General features: G+C 54.5%; 15 protein-coding genes. 7 read left to right on the top strand and 8 right to left on the bottom strand.

The features are described 5' to 3' along the window. Positions 1-135: 135 nt before the first annotated feature. The 3 genes from ACMTNU_RS03770 to ppk1 all read right to left on the bottom strand — a co-directional run bounded on the left by ACMTNU_RS03770 (position 136) and on the right by ppk1 (position 5152). On the bottom strand, positions 136-498 hold the full coding sequence (locus ACMTNU_RS03770) for a hypothetical protein (protein WP_413933859.1): 363 nt from the start codon (positions 496-498) through the stop codon (positions 136-138). Between the two features lie 71 nt (positions 499-569). After that, positions 570-2585 carry a PhoX family protein gene (locus ACMTNU_RS03765; RefSeq protein WP_413933858.1) on the bottom strand — a complete coding sequence of 672 codons (2016 nt, stop codon included), beginning with the start codon at positions 2583-2585 and terminating at the stop codon, positions 570-572. A 428-nt stretch (positions 2586-3013) separates the two neighbouring features. After that, positions 3014-5152, bottom strand: coding sequence for a polyphosphate kinase 1 (gene ppk1, locus ACMTNU_RS03760; RefSeq protein WP_413933857.1), 2139 nt, complete (start codon positions 5150-5152; stop codon positions 3014-3016). A gap of 1532 nt (positions 5153-6684) precedes the next feature. Between ppk1 and ACMTNU_RS03755 the strand changes: the two genes are divergently transcribed. Then, complete coding sequence (locus tag ACMTNU_RS03755) at positions 6685-7077, top strand: cyclic nucleotide-binding/CBS domain-containing protein (protein WP_413933856.1); 393 nt, start codon at positions 6685-6687, stop codon at positions 7075-7077. Between the two features lie 357 nt (positions 7078-7434). Further along, positions 7435-8919 carry a CHAD domain-containing protein gene (locus ACMTNU_RS03750; RefSeq protein WP_413933855.1) on the top strand — a complete coding sequence of 495 codons (1485 nt, stop codon included), beginning with the start codon at positions 7435-7437 and terminating at the stop codon, positions 8917-8919. A gap of 78 nt (positions 8920-8997) precedes the next feature. Here ACMTNU_RS03750 and ACMTNU_RS03745 read toward each other — a convergent pair whose 3' ends face one another. Further along, the gene (locus ACMTNU_RS03745; protein ID WP_413933854.1) at positions 8998-9528 is read right to left on the bottom strand and encodes a SixA phosphatase family protein; all 531 of its coding nucleotides are present in this window, start codon (positions 9526-9528) and stop codon (positions 8998-9000) included. Between the two features lie 146 nt (positions 9529-9674). On the opposite strand from ACMTNU_RS03745, the gene ACMTNU_RS03740 reads away from it, so the two are divergent. The 5 genes from ACMTNU_RS03740 (at position 9675) to ACMTNU_RS03720 (ending at position 14549) form a co-directional block, all read left to right on the top strand. Continuing rightward, positions 9675-10172: a phosphate-starvation-inducible PsiE family protein gene (locus ACMTNU_RS03740; protein WP_413933853.1), complete on the top strand. Its 498-nt coding sequence runs from the start codon at positions 9675-9677 to the stop codon at positions 10170-10172. Between the two features lie 18 nt (positions 10173-10190). Then, the gene (locus tag ACMTNU_RS03735) at positions 10191-10385 is read left to right on the top strand and encodes a hypothetical protein (protein WP_413933852.1); all 195 of its coding nucleotides are present in this window, start codon (positions 10191-10193) and stop codon (positions 10383-10385) included. A gap of 186 nt (positions 10386-10571) precedes the next feature. Then, positions 10572-12992, top strand: a complete 2421-nt coding sequence (locus ACMTNU_RS03730) for a DNA translocase FtsK 4TM domain-containing protein (RefSeq protein WP_413933851.1) — start codon at positions 10572-10574, stop codon at positions 12990-12992. After that, positions 12989-13696: a LolA family protein gene (locus tag ACMTNU_RS03725; RefSeq protein ID WP_413933850.1), complete on the top strand. Its 708-nt coding sequence runs from the start codon at positions 12989-12991 to the stop codon at positions 13694-13696. The genes ACMTNU_RS03730 and ACMTNU_RS03725 overlap by 4 nt, the downstream gene beginning before the upstream one ends. Positions 13697-13790: 94 nt before the next feature. Further along, positions 13791-14549, top strand: a complete 759-nt coding sequence (locus ACMTNU_RS03720; RefSeq protein WP_413933849.1) for a 2OG-Fe(II) oxygenase — start codon at positions 13791-13793, stop codon at positions 14547-14549. A 39-nt stretch (positions 14550-14588) separates the two neighbouring features. On the opposite strand, the gene ACMTNU_RS03715 is transcribed toward ACMTNU_RS03720, so the two are convergent. From ACMTNU_RS03715 to ACMTNU_RS03700, 4 genes are all read right to left on the bottom strand, one after another. Continuing rightward, a complete protein-coding gene (locus tag ACMTNU_RS03715; RefSeq protein ID WP_413933848.1) occupies positions 14589-15242 on the bottom strand; it encodes a response regulator in 654 nt (217 codons plus the stop codon). A gap of 247 nt (positions 15243-15489) precedes the next feature. After that, positions 15490-15999, bottom strand: a complete 510-nt coding sequence (locus ACMTNU_RS03710; protein ID WP_413933847.1) for a DUF4149 domain-containing protein — start codon at positions 15997-15999, stop codon at positions 15490-15492. An 89-nt stretch (positions 16000-16088) separates the two neighbouring features. Continuing rightward, entirely contained in the window at positions 16089-17486 is a 1398-nt protein-coding gene (locus ACMTNU_RS03705) for a radical SAM protein (protein WP_413933846.1), read from the bottom strand. Between the two features lie 91 nt (positions 17487-17577). Further along, positions 17578-19644 (bottom strand): universal stress protein, encoded by a 2067-nt coding sequence (locus ACMTNU_RS03700; protein ID WP_413933845.1) that lies wholly within the window; start codon positions 19642-19644, stop codon positions 17578-17580. Positions 19645-19752 lie beyond the last annotated feature (108 nt).

Below are 19752 nucleotides of genomic sequence, written 5' to 3'. Positions count from 1 at the left end.
TAGTCAAGGCCTCGACGATAATGCCTGCCGGCTGGACGACCATAAATAATTACGAGTCTGTACCGCTCACGTGGGAGCCACCTGGGCTGATCCAGTCTGGCAGGTACCTGTCGGACGGCTACTGTGCGCAAGGCACTATGCGAAGTATGGGAGCACAGAATTGGGAAGGATTGACGGCGATGTGCTTTCCTGCTGATCAGGTCGGATGCCTCGTACTTGTAGCCAAAAGGCCCTCTCTGGAGGTTCCTCAACAACTTCAAACATCAGTTGCGGAGCATTCCGACTTTCAAAGATGATGTAGTCGGCAATGGTTCCGATCAGTTCTTCTCGCTCATCCTGATGTTGTGAGCAGAGAAACCGAAGGGCGAACCCGTCAGCCAGACTTCGAATGTCCCCTGCGTACTTGAAGAGACTGTTGACCAGCATGCTTCGGTGCAAGGGTAAAGCCGGATCACGAGGGGGCGACACCAGCCCGCGAGTGCCGATATAGTGAGTCATGTGAGTGCGGGGTCGTCTCATATTCCGACGACCCCGCACCCGCATTTGAACTGGAGCGGATGGCTCACCCATTAACTCCCGATCCTCCCACCATCATCCTTCGTCACGACAATCAGGGCGGACCGAGGCCGACCGCCATCTGGACCGTCAGGCCAGGAGCTGAACTGCTTAGGATTAAGCGGGTCCCCCGGCTGATCGTCAGGTCGCTCACCAGGATGTTGTATCCCGACGAACATCGTTCGACGATCCGGTGTCATGAAGACCCCAGTGATTTCACACTGTTTCGGCCCCACAAGAAACCGGCGAGTCTCTCTTGTGTCCGGATGTGCCGCTAACATCTGATTATTGCCGAATCCCGCGTAGGCACCAGCATTGATCGTCGAGGTCGAGACATCGGTCTGAATCCAGATCAGACCGCTTCGATCCACGTAAATGCCGTCAGGCGAGCCGTACTTGTCGCCGAAGATCGTTGAACCGTGCGCCGGGTTCGCCGGATCACCGCCGAGAGCAAAGATATCCCAGCCGAACGTGGGTTCCGTCCAGTCCTGACGGTAATACCAACGGATGATGTGTCCGTAATTATTTGCGGTGCGAGGATTCGTTGCATCCACCGGAGGTCGCGCTGAGCCGGCGCTGGTGCTCCCGTCTGGACTATTAACCGACGGCGGAGTTGTTCCGCGCCGGCTGTTGTTGGTCAAGGTAGCGATCGCGGTGAGGTCTCGGGGGAACGTATCGATCCATTCCGGCCGATCCATCATGGTCGCACCGGCCGCATCCGCCGCGCCGCGTGTATTGATGAGGATGTCATTGAGCGACCAACCAGCCAACCGGGGATTATCCGGCGTCAGGGGCAACCATTCGCCTGTGCCTTCTTCATGGAATTTCGCGACGTAGAGAATCCCATCGTCGAGCGGATTGATCCCCTGGGCCCGAGCCTGTCTCCAAGGTAGGTTTGACACATAGCGGTAGATATATTCATTCCGTTCATCGTCTCCCATATATACGACGATCTTACCGTTCCGTGCTTCCTGGACCCACGCTCCCTCGTGCTTTAAGCGGCCGAGCGCCGTGCGTTTCACAGGAGTGGAGTGCGGGCGGAACGGGTCGATTTCCACCACCCAGCCGAATCGGTTCGGCTCATTGGGTTCCTCGTCAACACGGAACCGCTTATCGGTTGTGTGCCAGAGGTAGCCGAAGCCCGCCGCTGTAATGCCGTAGCGTTTCTCAAGATTGGTCTGAGTTCCGTTCTTTCTGAAGTATCCGTTAAAATTTTCCTCGCAGGCGAGATAGGTGCCCCAGGGCGTGAAGCCCATCGCGCAGTTATTGAGCGTGCCCAGCACCCGACGTCCGGTCGGGTCTTCACTCGTGACCAACCGAGCATCGCCAGCAGCCGGGCCGCCGATCTCGATCGGTGTCATACCGGTAATGCGACGGGCAAAAGGAGAAGGCCGAACGACATCCCATTTACCGCGCCGACGCTTCCAGTCCCAGGGGAACCCGGTCCGCTTTGTGACTTCAATGATGGAGACACCGTGCGCATTGAGCGATTTGTTGGTTTTCTCTTGAGTCCAGTTATTTACCCCGTCAGGGAACAGGAGACCATCATCGGTATATTCATTGTTCTGTACGATGAGACCACGTTGCGACCCGATGATGGGGAAATACACCAACCCATCATTGTGCATGCCCCACTGGCGTGCCTGATCGGCTGCGGTATTGCTTGCATCCTGCTTGAAGGCGGGGCCGCTTGACACCGGATCGCCCCATGCAATCAGGACTTCAGCCGTATAGCCTTTAGGAACCACCACTTCATCGGCAGAAGAGACCGGCACACCTTCGAATCCGAGCGCAGACCGCTGCCCTCCGCGTCCTTCGATTCTTGTTTCTGTATCGTCGGCCTCCTCCGTCTCCTGTGCCGAGGCGGGGACGGCCTTTAACAGCGCTTCCACGCCGCCGAGGGACGCAGCTGCCGCGGTGGCGATACTCCCGGTCAAGAAGCCGCGCCGAGACAACCGTGCGTCCAGGACGTCTTGAAAGTGTTCGTTCTCCGACTCATTGCTGACCCCCTCGTCGTCGATGATCGTCATGGAAACCCTCCTCCTGTTCTACCGAAAGCTCAACGAATCTCTGTCTCACTAAGAAAGCGTGACCACTGTCACACCACTCCGTTACAAAGTGATCAACTGATGGTAACGATCTCGTTAAAAGTCGCTGAGTGAAGTAAACGAAGGGTGCATTTGCCTCTCACAGTGAGGCATGCATATCGGTGAGCATGTCCTGCCCCGGTTATAGTGGGCAGATTGTAAGCCATGACGCTTCCGGAACAGGTCGACAGCGCTGCGTTGGCTCGATATTGGACAAAGGCAATTTATGGAGAGAGAAGGCGAGGCTGTGCAAAGCGGCTGATTACGGAGGTGTCACGCGCTGCGGCGTTCCTTAGACCACCAAGGCTGTTGCGGTTGCAGGCTGGCAGGAAGAGAGGCGGAAACTCCACAAACATTCATGACGACGGCTATTACGACCGGGATTTCCAGTGAGTCAGCAGCCAATCCTGAGAATTCACAACTGTTTCACCTTCTGCTGGTTGCGTACGGTTATATGTCCCGTCAGGAAGCAACCGTCTGGCCTGCACATTGTCCCGTAGCCCGACAGCGAGAATGTCATTGATGATGAGCTCACGCCACTGAGGATCCTCGACAGGGAAAATGACTTCCACTCTGTGGTCAAGGTTGCGAGGCATCAGATCCGCGCTCCCCATCCACACTTCCTTCTGACCACCGTGGTGAAAATAATAGATTCGTGCGTGTTCCAGGAACCGTCCAACCACCGAGGTCACGGTAATGGTCTCACTGATTCCCGGGAGACCGGGTCTCAGGCAACAAATACCTCGCACTTGAAGATCAATCCTGACCCCGGCTTGCGACGCGTCGTAGAGCGCTTGGATACATTGCGTGTCGACCAACGCATTCATCTTGAACGAGATATACCCGTCGCCGTGTCGGCGGTGACGGCAGATCTCACGCTCGATCCGATCCAATATCTGTTGCCGTAACATCGTCGGTGCCACGAGTAGTTTGGAATAGGAGTTATTGCGGGAGTATCCGGTCAAGGAGTTGAAGAGATCCGATACGTCGCTGCAGATTGCTGCATCACATGTGAAATAGCTCGCATCGGTATAGATGCGACTGGTGATTACGTTATAGTTTCCCGTGCCCAGATGGACGTAGCGTCGGATCCCGTCCTGTTCACGACGTACGATGAGACATACCTTGGCATGCGTCTTGAGCCCTCGCACGCCATACACAACGTGGACCCCTTCATCTTCAAGTTTACGGGCCCATTCGATATTATTTTCCTCGTCGAATCGAGCTTTAAGCTCCACCAGCACCGCGACTTGCTTGCCGTTGACACGGGCTTCCAGCAGCGCGTCAATAATGGGTGATCTCGGGTTGACGCGATAGAGTGTCTGTTTGATGGCCAGGACATCCGGATCATGGGCCGCTTCCCGCAGAAACTCCACGACCGGCATAAAACTGTCGTAGGGATGATACAGGAGGATATCTTTTTCACGAATCGCAGCCAAGAGACTGGTCGACTTGCTCACACAGGATGGAACAGACGGCACAAACGGAGGATCCTTCAAGTCTGGCCGCTCAAGTGCGTACAGCTCACGAATGCCGGCCATACCGATCGGACTATTAAAGGTATAGACCAGGTACGGTGGCAGCTGAAGGTTGCGGGTCAAGATATCTCGGATATGATCCGGCGTCGAGGCGTCCAATTCCAATCGAACCGCCGATGTAAAATCCCGTTGATCGAGCTGTTCTTCCATGGCCTCAATGAGATCCGAGGCCTCATCTTCCTCAATCGCGACATCTGCATCTCTCGTCACACGGAACGGGTAGGATGCAATCACTTCCAAACCGGGAAATAAATCGTCCAGGTTATTTCCGATGACTTCATCCAGCCACACGAATCGTTGCGTCTTCCCCGTCTTACCCAACCCCATCTGTTGCAGGGCGACATCTTCCTGCGTGGGGATAGGCACGAGTCGAGGGAAGATATCCGGCACTTTGACGCGGGCGAAGCAATCACCACGTTCCGGGTGTTTGACCAATACCGCAAGATTGAAACTCAGGTTTGAGATATGCGGGAACGGATGAGTCGGATCGAATGCCAGAGGAGTCAGCACGGGAGAGATCTCCCGTTGAAAGTATTGTTGGATCGCCTCTTTCTCCTCCTTCGCCAATTCAGTGTAATGTAGGACACGAATACCCGCGTCCCGTAAAGCCGGTAGAATGTCTTCCTTCCAGCAGGTGTTATATCGGCTAGAGTGAGCGTCCAGTTCGCGATTGATCACAAGAATTTGTTCAGATGGTGTCATGCCGTCCGGTGCGGCCCCTCCCGCAGCAGACACGACTTGGCGGCGCAGGCCTGACACGCGAATCATGAAGAACTCGTCCAGATTCGTCGCGAAAATGGTCAGAAACTTGACGCGTTCAAGGAGAGGATGCCGCTTGTTTTCCGCTTCCTCGAGAACCCGTAAATTGAATCGCAACCAGCTGATCTCTCGGTTCAAAAACAGACTCGTTTTCTCGCTGGTCTCCGAACGCTCGGTGGTTGGTTCTCCTGGATCAGCAGAATGATCGGTCATGGCAACTCCTTCACGAACAACTCATCGTACCGGTTCCCTCGCATGATAATGAAGAAATGCGTTTTACTCGGTTCATGCTTCGAAGCACCGATGATCCCGCCCGACAAGTAAACCCGCTGATACTACTCTACATCGATCACGAAACCATTACGAGGACGTTACAGATCTGTAATATTAGGAGATCTAGCTTTCTTTCTCCGGCCGAACAACTCCCATATGTGAATGCCAATGCTCAGGGGGCTACGTGTGCCGAACTGCCCAAACATGCACTCGCTCCAGAAATCACGTTATCACTTCACGCACAATTGGCACATTCGTAACGTAACTGAAACAACTTCACAGTAGATGTACTTCATGTCTGATAGTGGGAACGCGACGACACTCCCTGGTAGCCGTGTCGTGCACAACCCGGAAGGAGGTGAAGATTAATGATCACATGGATTATCGAGGCATTTCTGTTGAGTGCGATCTTGGGCCTCACGTATGCCGTGTTTTCCGTCGGTCGCGAGTAGGTCAGGTGTGTGATCGGAAGAGGAGATTCACCAGTGAATAGAAATAGTCAGACGAGGGTCGGGACGGGCATACCCGCCGTGCCGACTCTCGTCTGGAAGTAGGAGTGTTCTCCGGTTATCGAATGAACATCGGTGCCATCGCCTCAGCCGGTTGCTTCCTGATGTGTCCTGGAACCCCATCGTCGTGGATTCTCGCTCAGCGACTCCCCCCGGCCCGGGTACCTTTGGGTGATGCCTGGCGGCTGATTGCTGAGGAGGTGACATTGCCACGATAGCAATCGAAAGCTTGTATGCAGCCGCATCGTTGTTGCTCAAGGCAACGAGAGGCTTGGGTGGGTGGGAATCAGCCGAAGAAATTCATTCTGACCATCAGTGCGGAACCGGATTAAAGTGCGGTCCCTCGTGACATCAATGATGTCCCTGCAGCAGCCTAGTCTCATGCGGGGGACTATCGCCGGGCAATGGCTCATTTCATGGAGCGGGTCTGAGTCGAATGAATAGGCCACAAATACTCAACACAATGATGGCGAAACAAGTCATGAGAGACTTTAGGAACGAGAGCGCTGCTCGCAGCCGAATATTCATTTGCCTTCCCTCCTCAATTTATATTGAGAGACACCAACATGTTCCTGCCGTATCGACACAGCCGGATGTGTTTGTCATGCTCTAAGACGTAGGGCTTCCCAAGCATTACTAATGAATCTATCCGCTGCGCGTCACCGCCCTATTGCCGAATCGTTAACACGGTGTGACATTTCTCCATTCTCCAGGAAGAGTTATTGAGCCGGTCACCAAATAGTGCGTGTTCTGTCTCTTGAAAGGCTCATGAATAGAGCCTTTTCTCATCTTGTACCATGCATTTGTTCATGACCGGATCAGTAATATGGCAGGTCTTGAAATTGCGGCAACGCACCACTCGCCATCTTTGTACATGTTACCGATCGGAGATCTCTCCGTAACTCAGGCGCAACAGCCTGTTGGTAGGCTCAAGCCAATACAACAATAAAAAGGAGGGTGAGCATGATGACGGTCGGTAACTTGATGGAGGCAAAGCCAGTGACGGTGGAGGTCGGGACATCAGTCGTGGAGGCAGCCAAGCTCATGAGGACCTCCAGCGTCGAAAGTGTGCTGGTGACTCGCCAAGCTCAGATCATCGGAATCGTGACGGAGTCGGACCTCGTCAAGAAACTGGTTGGCGCAGAGAACCTGCCCTACTTTATGCCGGTAGAAGACATCATGAGGAGTCCAATTCCTGGCATTGAAGAGCGGCGGCCATTGCCGGAAGCTGCTGATCTGATGGACAACGATCGGATCCTCCATCTCGGTGCGACTGAAGGAATGGCGCTCATCGGGCTGGTGCCCGTGCAGAACGCTCCCCGTCCCGTCTCCATCGACGACCTCTGGGATTATTGAAGGAAATGATAGGAGCCGTTTCGAAAGCTGATGCTCGGATATCATTTTGTTAAAGAGAGCGACACCGGCATGTCTTTGAGGCAGTCATCGTATGGTGACCAGCCTGTACTTCCGTTGCGGTAACCGTTCCATCCCATACCTCGAGATATGAGATATGCATAGGTGTCCACCTTTTTTGAGCCCACATCACTGTAAGGGCATGTTATTTTGCGGGGCCGCAGTGTCAGTAAATAAGCGACATCTCATCCTTTCCGCGAGTCGTGGATTCGTATCAGCTACAAGGTCTTAGCTGGATTGCTTTCTCTTTCTCACCCGTCCACACTGAGGTGTGCCCTCTTTGCCCTGAGTGGTGTGCGAATGGCTCGTTCCCCCAAACAGCAGAGCTCAAGTGTCAGCATTTCCTCGATCTCATCCCATGCTGAACGTGAGATCAAACTGACGATCGACGACGACTTCCGCTTGCCACGACTCTCCGGCACGCCGCTTCCTCGACGGCTGCTGACGTCGACTTATTACGACACGGTCGCTCATGACTTAGCCCGTGCAGGAATCACCCTGCGCCATCGAATCGAACGGGGGAAACAGTTCTGGCAGCTCAAGATTCCGCTGGGGGAAGATCGGCAGGAAGTAGAAGTAGCTGGGACACAGAACGATCCGCCAGTCGCACTCCGCGATGTACTCATCATCCACCTTGCACATCGGAAACTGGTATCGGTTGTCACCCTGCGTGTGTGGCGAAGCGGCGTCCTGGTCTGCCGGGGCCGAGTGCCCGTCGCCGAGATCACGCTTGACTACGTGGCAGCCGTAAACCATGGCACAATCGTCCTGCACTTTCGTGAGTTGGAAATTGAACAGCGGCAGGGCGATGCGGCTTCCCTTCGCGCCCTTGAACGGCGGATGCGTGAAGCAGGTGCTTCCGATCACGATGGTCGCCCGAAGTTCTTTCGCGCCATCTCCCTCTCAACCCCTACCTCACCGGTGCAGCCTGAGGCAGAGGCACCCGCAGGCGATCACCTGAAGTTCGTGCTCGCCCAGCATGTCGGATGGCTCATGGCCCATGATCCTGGAACCAGGCTCAGTACTGAGATTGAAAGCCTCCATCAAATACGAGTGGCCACGAGACGCCTCCGTGCAGTTCTTCGCACGTGCCGACCTATTTTATTGCTTGCATGGGTGACGTCTTTGGAACAAGAGCTCAGGTGGCTCGGCGAGGTGCTGGGTCCTGCTCGCGACCTCGATGTGCAGATCGGCTATTTCATAGACGAATCGGGCCGATTGCCTCACCGAGATCGCCCGCTGTTGGCCGAATTCTTAGCCCACTTGCGCACGCAACGAGTAGCGGTTCAGCAGGTGATGCTCAGTGAACTCACGAGTGCCCGTTACCTCGAACTCATCCATCGACTGCAACAAGCGGCACAAGCTCCCTCGGTTGTTGAATCTCCCATAGGTATACGCGAGTTGGCTGAGGGCGAGTTCAGAAAATTGCGTAAAGCAGTCCGGCGGCTTCGGCCTTCATCATTGGATGTCGATTTGCACAAAATCCGGATCAAAACCAAACGCGCACGTTATGCGGCAGAGCTCGCCCGGATCTCGGTGGGTAAGCCCGCGATCCGTTTCATGAAGGCAGCTCGGGCCGTTCAAGATCTATTGGGCCAGCATCAGGATGCCATTCAGGCGGAACGCTATCTTCGACAGTTTGTGAAGTACTCCACAAGTGTCCGGGCCGGATTTCTAGCCGGAGTCATAGCCGAACGGCAACGATACCGGCGGGACATGGTTCGCCGGGAGATGACGCCGCTCTTCAACACGCTGTTGAAACGAGGAAAGAAGGCATGGGGGTGAACCAAATCACGGTCTAGCCCATAGGGATCGGTAAAGGGCCCGGCACGGGCTTGCCATCAAGATCCAGCTGCCCTTGTCTTACGTGTCCTCACGTCTTTTGGCGTGGGCTCGTCTTCCCAAAGCCCGTAGTTGTATGGGTTGCAGCCACCAGCGCAACAGCCCCTGGCCAGGATCCATGAGTCCCTCTGACTCAATACACACCGCCCCGGCTTTCTTGAGTGGGAAGTTGGGAAGGGTTTTCCCGCAGAGCAACAGACTCGCAACCTCGCCAAGCTGCGGTTCATGTCCCACACAGATCACCACCGCATCAGACGGGAGCGTGCGGAGAAACGCCACCAGTCGTTCCGGCTTCGTTCCGGCAGCCAGTTCATCCCTGGTCTCGACCGTGAGCGTTGGACAGATGACGGTCCGTAGCTGTCTCGCAGTCTCATAGGCCCGTACGAAGGAACTCGTGAAGAGGTGGGTCAGTGTATAGTCCAGTGTCGCCAATCCTTCCGCAGCCTGTCGGACACGTCGCTTCCCCTTCTCCGTGAGAGGGCGGCCCTCCTCCGTCCCTTTCCATTCATCAGGCTCCACGGCGATTCCGTGGCGAACCAACATACAGTTCATCGTGACAACTCCACTCTCTGAGACACAACCCTACCACAAGGGGGCCATCCAGTTAACAGAAGTTTTACCTCGTCGTGACTTCCCTGGAATGCGCAGCCGATATCCTCCTCCTCAAGAAGAACGAACCGGAAGAAAGGAAGGACGCCATGTCAGCACTCGAAACAGTTCGTCAATTTGACGCTGAACTCCTGTGGCGACGTCTCTCGCATCTCGATCTTGTGGAGCTGTGGGGCAAGGGCATGCAAGGAGTGCTTAGTTTGGTGATGCTGACGCTCCTGATCGCCCTGACCGGCGGCGCGATGAAGACCTTGTGGGAGGTTCGGCTGTTCATCGATCACTCCGCCGAAGTTATTTTGCGCCAAGTCATCGTCAATACACTCATGTTATTGGCACTTGTCGAAGTCTTCAAAACCACCGTCACCTACTTCCGGGAGGGGCGTGTCAAGGTGACGTTCATCGTGGATACGATCCTCGTTGTCATGCTGACTGAAGTGATCTCCCAATGGTTCAAAGGAGGAGACTGGCGCCCATTGACGGCTCTCTTGGGAATTTTGGTGATTCTTAGCGTCGTTCGCGTCATGGCTGTGCGGTGGAGCCCAACAATAGGAACACGGTCTCACGATACGGGACCGGTTGATCTTTAACGTAAAAGGAGATGCACAATGACTCAATCACCGGCGATAAAACTACTGGCCATCGTTCACGAGCGGCAACGTATTCCGCTTGAAGAACTGCTGGCCTGCTGTCCGGAGCTCAGCTGGAATCAGGTCTTCTCGCTCGTGGATGACCTCAGTCGTCACGCATTGATCGGCTTGCATCGGCGTGGTGCCGACTATGAATTGCGAGCGCTTTCGTAGTTCACCAAGCGGCCTGCTCGCTTGTTGAGCGTATCTCCGATCGGTAAACATGGGACGAGCACATTGGGGTGCGCAGGTCGAGCGTCAGAATCTGGCTCGGACGTCCGTACAGATTCTGCGTCAAATGATGGTCCAGATGCGTGTTCGTTTGAAATGACCTCCCCCCTGTGCTAGCATTCATTTCTTATGGGTGCGACCACCTCGGGTAAGCGAGGCGAAGCCCGCCGGGCCGCTTCTTCCACTTCTCATATTCAGCGGGAAGTCTTCGGCGTGATTCTGATCGCGCTGAGCTTGCTCATGCTCCTGAGCCTCCTGTCTTTTGTGCCGGGAGAGGCGACGGTAGTGGCCAGTGGAGATCCCGTCGCGCACCCACCACGAAACCTCATCGGGTCCTTTGGGGCTTTATTGGCCGGCGGCTTCTTTTATGGGATCGGTGGCGCAGCATATCTCTGTCCGCTGTTGCTGGGGCGATGGGGGCTCCGCTGCTTCTCCCAGGTACCGATGAGTCTTGAACTGCGCACTGCCGGAAGTTCATTGGCTTCCGTGGCATTTTTTAGTGCATTTTTGCATCTTGAAGCGAACGGCATTCCAACCATGACCAGTGGAATCATCGCTCAAGGGATCGCCGGGGGTGTCGTTGGCGGGACGATTGCCGAAGGGCTCCGGACTGTCTTTGCCGGGACCGGCGCACACATTGTGATTATCGCAGGATTTTTGGTATCGCTCCTCTTGTCGGCACCCCTCTCCTTGGGAGAGGCGGTGCGTCGCATTCCGCAATCATGGGCCACAGTCCGTGAAGGGGCGGTCGCCCTGATACCAGAACGTTCCATAGAGGTTGAAAAGACGGTCAGTAATCGACGGGTCCGAGGCAAGTCCGCACGATCCGCAACTCTCAGTGATGAAGACGAATCAACTGCGGGAAGGGATCAGGAACCGGAAGTGATCTCCACGCTCCCCGTTCCGATCATTCAGCCTTTTCGTGTCGTGAATTCGTCCAGAGACGTCGAGGCCACCGACTCGGAGGTGGTGGTTCCGGCAAGAGAATCCGAAGACTACCGCCTTCCGGATCCGGAGATGTTAAGCGATCCCTCGGGACCCCTGGAGCGAATGTCTGATGAGGAGTTGAAGGCGCAATCCGAGGTCTTGTCTCGTGCATTGAGAAGCTTTGGGGTCGATGGCACCGTGACGGAGGTGAGGCCGGGCCCGGTTGTGACGATGTATGAGTTTGAGCCGGCGCCTGGAACGAAAGTAGCCCGTATCGTGAATTTGGCCGATGACCTCGCATTGGCGCTGAAAGCAATCAGCCTGCGAATTGTTGCACCGTTGCCGGGCAAATCGGTGGTGGGGATCGAAGTGCCGAATCGTTCGCGCGAAACGGTCTCGCTGCGCGAAGTCATCATGAGCGACGCGTTTCGTCGAGCCCGATCCAGATTGACGATGGCTTTGGGGAAGGATATCTTCGGTGCACCGGTTACGGCGGATCTCAAGACGATGCCTCATCTCCTGGTGGCTGGGGCTACAGGGGCCGGCAAGAGCGTTAGCTTGAATACGATGCTGCTTAGCATTCTTTTTTCGGCCAAGCCCAGTGAGGTGAAGCTGCTGCTGATCGACCCGAAGATGCTGGAGTTTCAGTCGTACGATGGCATTCCCCATCTCCTGAGACCGGTCATTACGGATCCGAAATCCGCTGCGAGAGGATTGGGGTGGGTGGTGGCTGAGATGGAACGGCGGTATAAGCTCTTGGCAGAAGCCGGAGTACGAAACATTGATGCCTATAATCGGAAGGTCGCAGACCTGCATGAGACGTTTGCCGAGCAGGATTCATCTGTCCGCGACCAGGCTGAACGTCCCATGGCGTTTCTTTCGGAAGAGGAGCGTCTTTCAGCCGGGGAGACGTCGATAGCTGAAGGAGAGCCTGGATGCATGCAGCCGAAGCCGACACCACCGGAACCTCTCCCTTTTATTGTAGTCATGATCGACGAGTTGGCAGATCTGATGATGGTCGCTCCCAAAGACGTGGAAGATAAGATCGCCCGTCTCGCTCAGATGGCGCGGGCCTCCGGAATTCATCTCGTTCTCGCGACCCAGCGTCCATCAGTTGATGTGCTGACCGGACTGATCAAAGCGAACTTTCCGGCACGGATTGCGTTTCAAGTATCGTCCAAGACTGATTCACGCACTATTTTGGATGCCAATGGGGCTGAGGCGCTGTTGGGCCGAGGTGACATGCTCTATCTGGCCTCCGGAACCGGAAGGCTTGCCCGCCTGCACGGCTCGTTTGTCTCTGATGATGATGTTCGTTCGGTGGTTGAGTTTGTGAAAAAACAGGCGATGCCGGTCTATAATCCTGAGCTACAGTCTCTTAAACTCGATGAAGCGGCAGAAGAGGAATCCAAGGACGAAGTTTACGAGCAGGCGAAAGAACTTGTCCTGTCGAGTGGTCAGGCGTCGGCATCGTTGATCCAACGGCGGCTACGAGTCGGCTATCCTCGGGCCGCACGCATGATCGAGCAAATGGAGTCGGAGGGAATTGTGGGGGCGGCAGGGCGTGATGGGCGACGGGAAGTGCTTGGACGACGAGGCCCCGTCGGTGCGGCGGAAGCATGAAACGTTGGTGGGTAACAGCAACGATCTCGGTGATTTTGGTCCTTCCGGTTTGGGCCGCTGATGGATCGAAGGACGAGAAAGCAGCCCTAGAGGTTCGCGATGTAGTCAAGCAATTGCAGATGCGATACGAGAAGACGACGGATCTCCAAGCCGATTTTTCACAAAAGACGAAGATCGAAGGATTTGAACGACCGGTCACATCATCCGGCAAGGTTTACATCAAAAAGCCCGGTCGATTGAGATGGGAGTATCTTGATCCTGCAACCGAGCAGATCTATGTGAATCAGGATGATGTGAAAGTGTATGTGCCTGAGCATAAGCAGGTGCTGGTCGGAAAACTCACGCACATGGCTGCTTCTAAAGCACCGCTGGAACTGTTGCAAGGCGCGGCCAAATTGGATGAGTCGTTTGAGATTGAGCCGACAAAGGGGCGGGAGCGAGGGGCTGCCGGCTTACCGCTTCTGACCTTGATTCCCAAAGGCAAGGAACATGAATCGACGCAGAATCTCCAGAAGATCGTCGTCGAGGTGTTCCCCAAAACGTATTATATTCGAACCGTATCTCTCTATGAAATCAGTGGAAATGTCGCTGTCTTTGAGTTTTCGAACTTGAAGCCTAATCTTGGGTTGGGGAATGAGGTGTTTGATTTCAGAACACCTCCGGATGCCGAAGTGATGAAGGCTCCGGTGTTGAATGGGCCCTAAACAGTCATTGGTCACTCGTCAATAGTCATTGGTTATGAGGGCGCAATTTCACTGACTACTGACCATTGACTGATGACTCAAGGAATTGAGATAGGTGCCAAATCTCGTGAACAGCATAGAAGAAGCGGTCGATCAAGCGGTGGCGCGGTTGGATTTCGACCGTCTCCACCAGGAGTATTGGGAGCAAAACGAGTTTTTGGTCATCAAGCAATTCCTGCCCCGTGCTTTTGTCGAAGAGGTCTTCGTTCCCCAAGCTCAGGCCGTCAAATCGGAGCTGAATCGTAATTACATCCCCGGTCATAAGAAGGGCGGGAGTGTCAGTTACTATACGGTACAGGAAAAGGCTCCGCGCTTTCTCGAATTATATCGTGCTGACTCGTTCAGAGGATTCTTAGATCGTCTTGTGCAGGCGAAGCTGATGTTCTGCCCGGACAACGACCCTCACTCCTGTGCCCTCTACTACTATACTGAGCCAGGTGACCACATCGGTTTCCATTACGATACGTCTTATTACAATGGTGCGCGCTATACCATTCTCATGGGGTTGGTGGATCGATCAACCCAGTGCAAGCTCGTCTGTGAGCTCTTCAAGGATCATCCGACTCAACAGCCGCGTCATCTTGAGCTGATCACCGAACCTGGGGATATGGTGATTTTCAACGGAGATAAGCTCTGGCATGCCGTGACGCCTCTTGGAGAAGGCGAAGAGCGGATCGCGCTGACGATGGAGTATGTCACCAACCCTGAGATGGGGGCCGTCAAGCGGCTCTATTCGAACCTCAAAGATTCATTTGGCTATTTCGGCCTCGCCACTGTCTTCAAGCGGGCTCTGGGTCTCAATCGATCCAAGTGATCATGTATCTCCTACTCCTTGTGCAGTAGCCTGTCGTCCTCAGATCATGATCGACGATGATGTTTGGCCGGTGGCCCGGCGGAGAAGTGTGCACAACTCTTTTCGGTCCCATGGCTTCGTCAAGCGCGCATAGGCAGGTGTAGGCCCCAGGTCTCGCTTTGAAGCCGTTAAGATGATGACAGCAAGGGAAGGATGGGACGTTTGGACCTTTTCCAAGACGGAGAGACCATCTCCGTCAGGGAGTCCAAGGTCAAGGAGGACTGCATCATAGACATGCTGTTCGATCGATACGAAGGCTTGGTCGCAAGTCGGAACGGAGGTCACGTGAAAGCCTTCAAATTCGAGCAGGTCTTGAAGGCTCATCGAGATATCGGGATCGTCTTCCACCACTAAGACGGAATACTCCGCTCTCTGTTCACGTTGGACATTCGTAGCTTGGGCTGGCCCGTAACCGGGTGGTGAGGAGACCTGGGGGCGATTCGACTCAGAATCAACATACCGGTGTGATGATCGAAGGGGCGAGACCTCTTTTGTTGAAGCTGCATCAATCGGCCTGGCTGTACCTCCTCCATGAGGAGAGAGCACACCGGCAGAAGGGGACAGTGCGGCTCTGGACGGGCAAGATCCAAAGGAGGCCCCAGTAGGTGAGGAAAAGGGAGGTCTCCTGACCAAGTGAGTGACTATCATCTCCATACCGTGCTCCATTTCTGACAAGAGGTTCAAAGCCCTCTTGACGCTGCTTCGGGTCGTTACCAGCATACATAGCAACGTTCATTCCAGCACGTTTTAGAAGGAGCAATGTTCTAAGCGATTGATTATGTGTTGAATGGGTAGATCAGCGAGGAAAGACGATGGGTGAGACTGTATCAGGCTAGCCAACGACTGTCTCAGATGAGACAGGAGGAGCTGTCACAAGTCACTGAGAATTGCTATAGAGAGGCTACTGATGGAGATGTTTCATGGCGGCAGCGCACAGAATGATAAAGAATCCCATCCAGAGGGCCGCTCGCTGGAAGGGGATGGCCTCATAGGACTCTCCCTCCTCAGCCTCATCATCTGACTTGAAAATGACGGTGTAGAGAAACAGCGTCAGGAGGCCCAGCACGAGCAACAGTTTGATCATGAAGACCATCAGATACTTGGAGTGGTGCTGGATCCCGTTTCCGGTTTGTGAAGTAATGACCTGATTGACGTAGTGGAGATTGACACCGCCGGTGAACAGGAGGACCACGAGCAAGATGCCGGCGACTTTTTTATAGTGCCGGTAAAAAATATCCGTGATGGGTTTGACTTGATCCTTTGGAACAGCTTTCTCCAGTCCTGGGGTGACCGCCATGACGAGAAATGCGAGACCGCCGATCCAAATGATCGCGGAGAGCAAATGAAACCAGTGGTTGATGATCGGGATCAGGATGTTGAGGTCGGTGGCAATACTTTCAAGAGTATCCATGGTCAGCAGTGTGAAAGGTAAAAGGTGAAACGTGAAAGGGTGGGTTTCCCTGTATGTGCAAGAAATGAAGCGTGTTACATTATCGCTGATCACGTCTCATTTTTTGCTTCGAACTTGAACACTGGCGCGTCATTGCCGAACCGCTTTTTTCGCAGTTCCTCCATCAGTTCGACGGTGATTGTTTGTACATGATTTTCACGCGCATGTTTCTCCACGCCCTTCTTCACCATGGCGCGGAGAAAATACGGAATACGGCTCAGTCTGAGTGCAGAGGCTTCGTCCCATGCCACGTCGGTCTCTTCTGCGACGTTGAACGCTACCTTGATCTTTTCACCGCCCTTCGGTTCGTATAAGCACCACTGATCCTCATCGAGCCAGTCGCCATGATCGACATAGGGGCGGGCGCGGCACCCACCGCAGATGTCGCTGTATTCACAGTCTCCGCATTTCCCCTTCAGTTGAGGGTATCGGAAGGAGTTGAAGATATTCGATTGCTCCCAAAGATCAACAAAGCTATGCTCCCGGAGATTCCCCGCCGATAATGGCATATAAGGGCAAGGCGTGAGCTCGCCATTCGGAGTCACTCGGGCATAATTTGTTCCAGCCAGACAACCGCCGCCCATGTACCCGGTTGCTTTGGTGATCGGAGAGTTGGGATCTTTCTCGTAGGCCAGCCGTTTAAAGTGTGGAGCACAGCGAGCCCGGATCAGCATGCCTTTGTAATTGTCCTGACAGTCGATCAGGTAGCCAAGTACCTCTTCATACTGAGCCGGAGTGATATCTGTGAGCTCCTCACCTCGGCCGGTGCATACCATGAAGAAGACATTGAGCACCCGAGCTCCGAGTTCATGGGCCCAGGTGATGACCTCCGGCAGTTCTTTGTAATTCATCGGCTGTGCGCTGAAATGCACTTGGAACTGCAGGCCGTTTCGTTTACTCGCTTCAATACCGGCCACCGCGGCTTCCCAGGCGCCCGGGACCCCGCGAAAAGTATTATGCTTGGCGGCATCCAGTGAATCGATACTGATTCCAACGCCCATGACGCCGATTTCCACGAGGGTCTTGGCCATCTGATCGTCAATCAGCATGCCGTTGGTCCCAAAGACCACCATGAAGCCGAGCTTCACGGCATGACGGGCGATATCAAGAATGTCGGGGCGAACCAGCGGCTCTCCGCCGGTAATGACCAAGAGACAGCCCTTGTTAACCTGGGCAATCTGATCGATCAACCGGTAGCATTCTTCGGTGGTGAGTTCGTCGTCACCACCTGCGGCTTTAGTTGTGGCATCCAGATAACAGTGATCGCATTTGAGATTACAGCGCTTAGTCAGATTAAGTGCAACGAGGTAGGGCTTGAAGTCGTCAACAGTCCGGCCATCGAACGGTCCATCCCCCTTGGCTGAGGGAGTGAAGAACTGGGCAATCTGTTGCTCCAGATGGCCTAGAGTGCCTGAAGGACCGTTGAAGATTGGGAGAGATTTGCCCATGCGTGTTAGTGATGAGGACTGAGGACTGAGGACTGAGTAACGGAAAGGGGCTTGGCCGACGTCCGCTACGCTCAGGACTCAGCACCCAGCACTAGGCACTTCCCTTGCCGGTCAGGTCGGCGATCATGTCTTTGAGGTTGCCGGTCTTCATTGCTTCTGCCATATAGCCTTTTGCTTGTTCAATGCCTTCGTTCGCAACCTCGAGCGTGATCACGGTCGCACCGATTTTCTCGGCATGTTTGAGAATCAGGGCCTTGGTACAATCGCGCATGAAGCCTTCCGGAGCTCGATCTAATCGGGCCTGTGCGTCGCTCGTCCAGGTATAAGGGGATGTGCTTTCAGCATGACCGTTCGTCCCATTCCCATTGGCTGCGGTCAGCATCCCTTCCGCTGCCGGGGCAGTACCGGTGCCTTTATTGGAGAAAATCGGTGTGTAGTCTTCAGATGCGGCTTCTTTGATCATCGGAGCCGCGTATTCGAGTGTGATGGTCGTCATCCCCAATTTTCGAGCCGTTTTTTCAATTCTTGCCTTGGCCCGTCTCCGCTGGAAGCCGGCTGGGACGGCACGGATGGCCTCTTTCGCATCCTTGGTCCACTGCATCGGCACATCGTCGTAGGCCACGTCGGTTTCCAACTCACCTTCCGCAGTCGCAGCCACTTCAAAAATCTTCTTATCAACCTGCTTGAATTTGGTCCCATCGGCACTGCACACGGGGCACTTAACGGGCGTATCACCTTTCCCGATGTACCCGCATCCGTCACACACGAAATAGGTCTGTGCCATTCGGTCAAGGTAAGCCTGCGTCGATGCGCTGATTTCCTTGGGCTTCTCTTCCACGATCTGCGTCATGATCCCGCTTAAAGTCGGTCCCATGAGATCTTGAGTTACGGCTTGGTCGGCCTGCATCCTGTCGCGATCAACCCCTGCCGCATCCAAGCTTCCGCCAAGCGCCCGCATGGCGTCCATGGCGCCTTTTGGAAGAATGTGTCCCACCGCAGCATCGACTACCGTGTTGCTGATAATCGTGTGTCCCTTTTCAATGGCATACCGATGAATGGCTGTTTTTGCCACGCCACGCGCAAAGATAGGAATCTTTTCCATCCGTCGCAACGCTTCTTCCGTCCAGGCGATGGTGTATTCGGCTTGCGTATCGATCGGGGGAACATATTTACGATTGGAAATGAGCACGTTACAGGGTGCACTCCGCAACAGGTTCTCGGTGTTGCTGCCGACGTCCATATCTTCGTCGCTATGGACACCGATACGCCCGACGATCAGCAAGGCCGGGACGTCCTTGCGGACGTACTGAATAATTTTTTCAAATGCTTTGCCGTCGAGAAGCGTGGTCTTGAGGTCGGTCTGTTCGGCCTGCGCAATTTCGCGGGAGATGTCCAGATGTGATTGGTAGATCTTTGCCAAGCCGCTGTCGATAATCTCCTCGTGTAGCTTTTCTTGCTCCTTGAATCGGAAGACCTTACCGGCTTCTTCGTTGAGCACACCGGAAATGCTATGGAAGGCGGCATAGTGGAAGTAAGGATCGAAGGCCGAAATCGCCTCAACCGGGATGTTGAGGGCTTTTCCGATCGCGAGACCGGTCATCAATCCCCCGAACGAATAGGGACTCCCGTCAACCGCCACGACAATCTTGCCGCCCGTGATCGGCTGGGTGTTCTTGATGATCAGCATATCGGAGTTACGGACACGACGAACGACGCGTTCGGTGTTACTCCCGATGACGCTGTCCTTGACGGCTCCGACGCCTAAGGCACCCATGATGACGAGGTCGTAGCCGTTGGTATTGATATCTTCTGACAAGACCTTCCAGTTCCGTCCCTCGAGCGATCGCCGCTCAATCGGCAGATTGGCTTCATTACACTTCTTGTCGACGTAGTCGAGATAGGAATCGGTGATGATTTGGAGACCCCGCGTGATCAGCGAGTCATGAATCTGGCGCTGGCGGTCGAGCTCCGTTTCATCGTGGTATTCTTCCGGCAAGCCGGCTTCCATCTGTTTGAAACGCTTGTCGTGCATCTTCGCGGCATAAACATGGCTTCCCACAATCTTGGAGCCGAAGGTTTTTGCCAGATGGACACCGACATCCACTGCTGTATTTGAATGGTCGGAGTTATCGACCGGAATATAGATCGTCTTATACATTGAGGCGCCTCCTTAAGGCGCAAGTTGTACAGAGGTTCTAGGGACGTAATGGTCTGAAAAAACAGATGCTTGAAGCGCTGTCCCAGCCTCCAGAGAAGCGGAATGATA

The organism is Nitrospira sp. BLG_1, from assembly GCF_047338595.1.
In the GTDB taxonomy this organism is placed as follows: Bacteria; Nitrospirota; Nitrospiria; order Nitrospirales; family Nitrospiraceae; genus Nitrospira_D.
Note: the sequence above shows the minus strand (reverse complement) of the source record. Positions and strands in the feature narration are given on the sequence as shown.

Bases quoted from the DNA above. Each gene is read 5' to 3' on its own strand.
- ACMTNU_RS03770 (WP_413933859.1), bottom strand. From the start codon at position 498: ATGACTCACTATATCGGCACTCGCGGGCTGGTGTCGCCCCCTCGTGAT.
- ACMTNU_RS03765 (WP_413933858.1), bottom strand. From the start codon at position 2,585: ATGACGATCATCGACGACGAGGGGGTCAGCAATGAGTCGGAGAACGAA.
- ppk1 (WP_413933857.1), bottom strand. From the start codon at position 5,152: ATGACCGATCATTCTGCTGATCCAGGAGAACCAACCACCGAGCGTTCG.
- ACMTNU_RS03755 (WP_413933856.1), top strand. From the start codon at position 6,685: ATGATGACGGTCGGTAACTTGATGGAGGCAAAGCCAGTGACGGTGGAG.
- ACMTNU_RS03750 (WP_413933855.1), top strand. From the start codon at position 7,435: ATGGCTCGTTCCCCCAAACAGCAGAGCTCAAGTGTCAGCATTTCCTCG.
- ACMTNU_RS03745 (WP_413933854.1), bottom strand. From the start codon at position 9,528: ATGAACTGTATGTTGGTTCGCCACGGAATCGCCGTGGAGCCTGATGAA.
- ACMTNU_RS03740 (WP_413933853.1), top strand. From the start codon at position 9,675: ATGTCAGCACTCGAAACAGTTCGTCAATTTGACGCTGAACTCCTGTGG.
- ACMTNU_RS03735 (WP_413933852.1), top strand. From the start codon at position 10,191: ATGACTCAATCACCGGCGATAAAACTACTGGCCATCGTTCACGAGCGG.
- ACMTNU_RS03730 (WP_413933851.1), top strand. From the start codon at position 10,572: ATGGGTGCGACCACCTCGGGTAAGCGAGGCGAAGCCCGCCGGGCCGCT.
- ACMTNU_RS03725 (WP_413933850.1), top strand. From the start codon at position 12,989: ATGAAACGTTGGTGGGTAACAGCAACGATCTCGGTGATTTTGGTCCTT.
- ACMTNU_RS03715 (WP_413933848.1), bottom strand. From the start codon at position 15,242: ATGGAGATGATAGTCACTCACTTGGTCAGGAGACCTCCCTTTTCCTCA.
- ACMTNU_RS03710 (WP_413933847.1), bottom strand. From the start codon at position 15,999: ATGGATACTCTTGAAAGTATTGCCACCGACCTCAACATCCTGATCCCG.
- ACMTNU_RS03705 (WP_413933846.1), bottom strand. From the start codon at position 17,486: ATGGGCAAATCTCTCCCAATCTTCAACGGTCCTTCAGGCACTCTAGGC.
- ACMTNU_RS03700 (WP_413933845.1), bottom strand. From the start codon at position 19,644: ATGTATAAGACGATCTATATTCCGGTCGATAACTCCGACCATTCAAAT.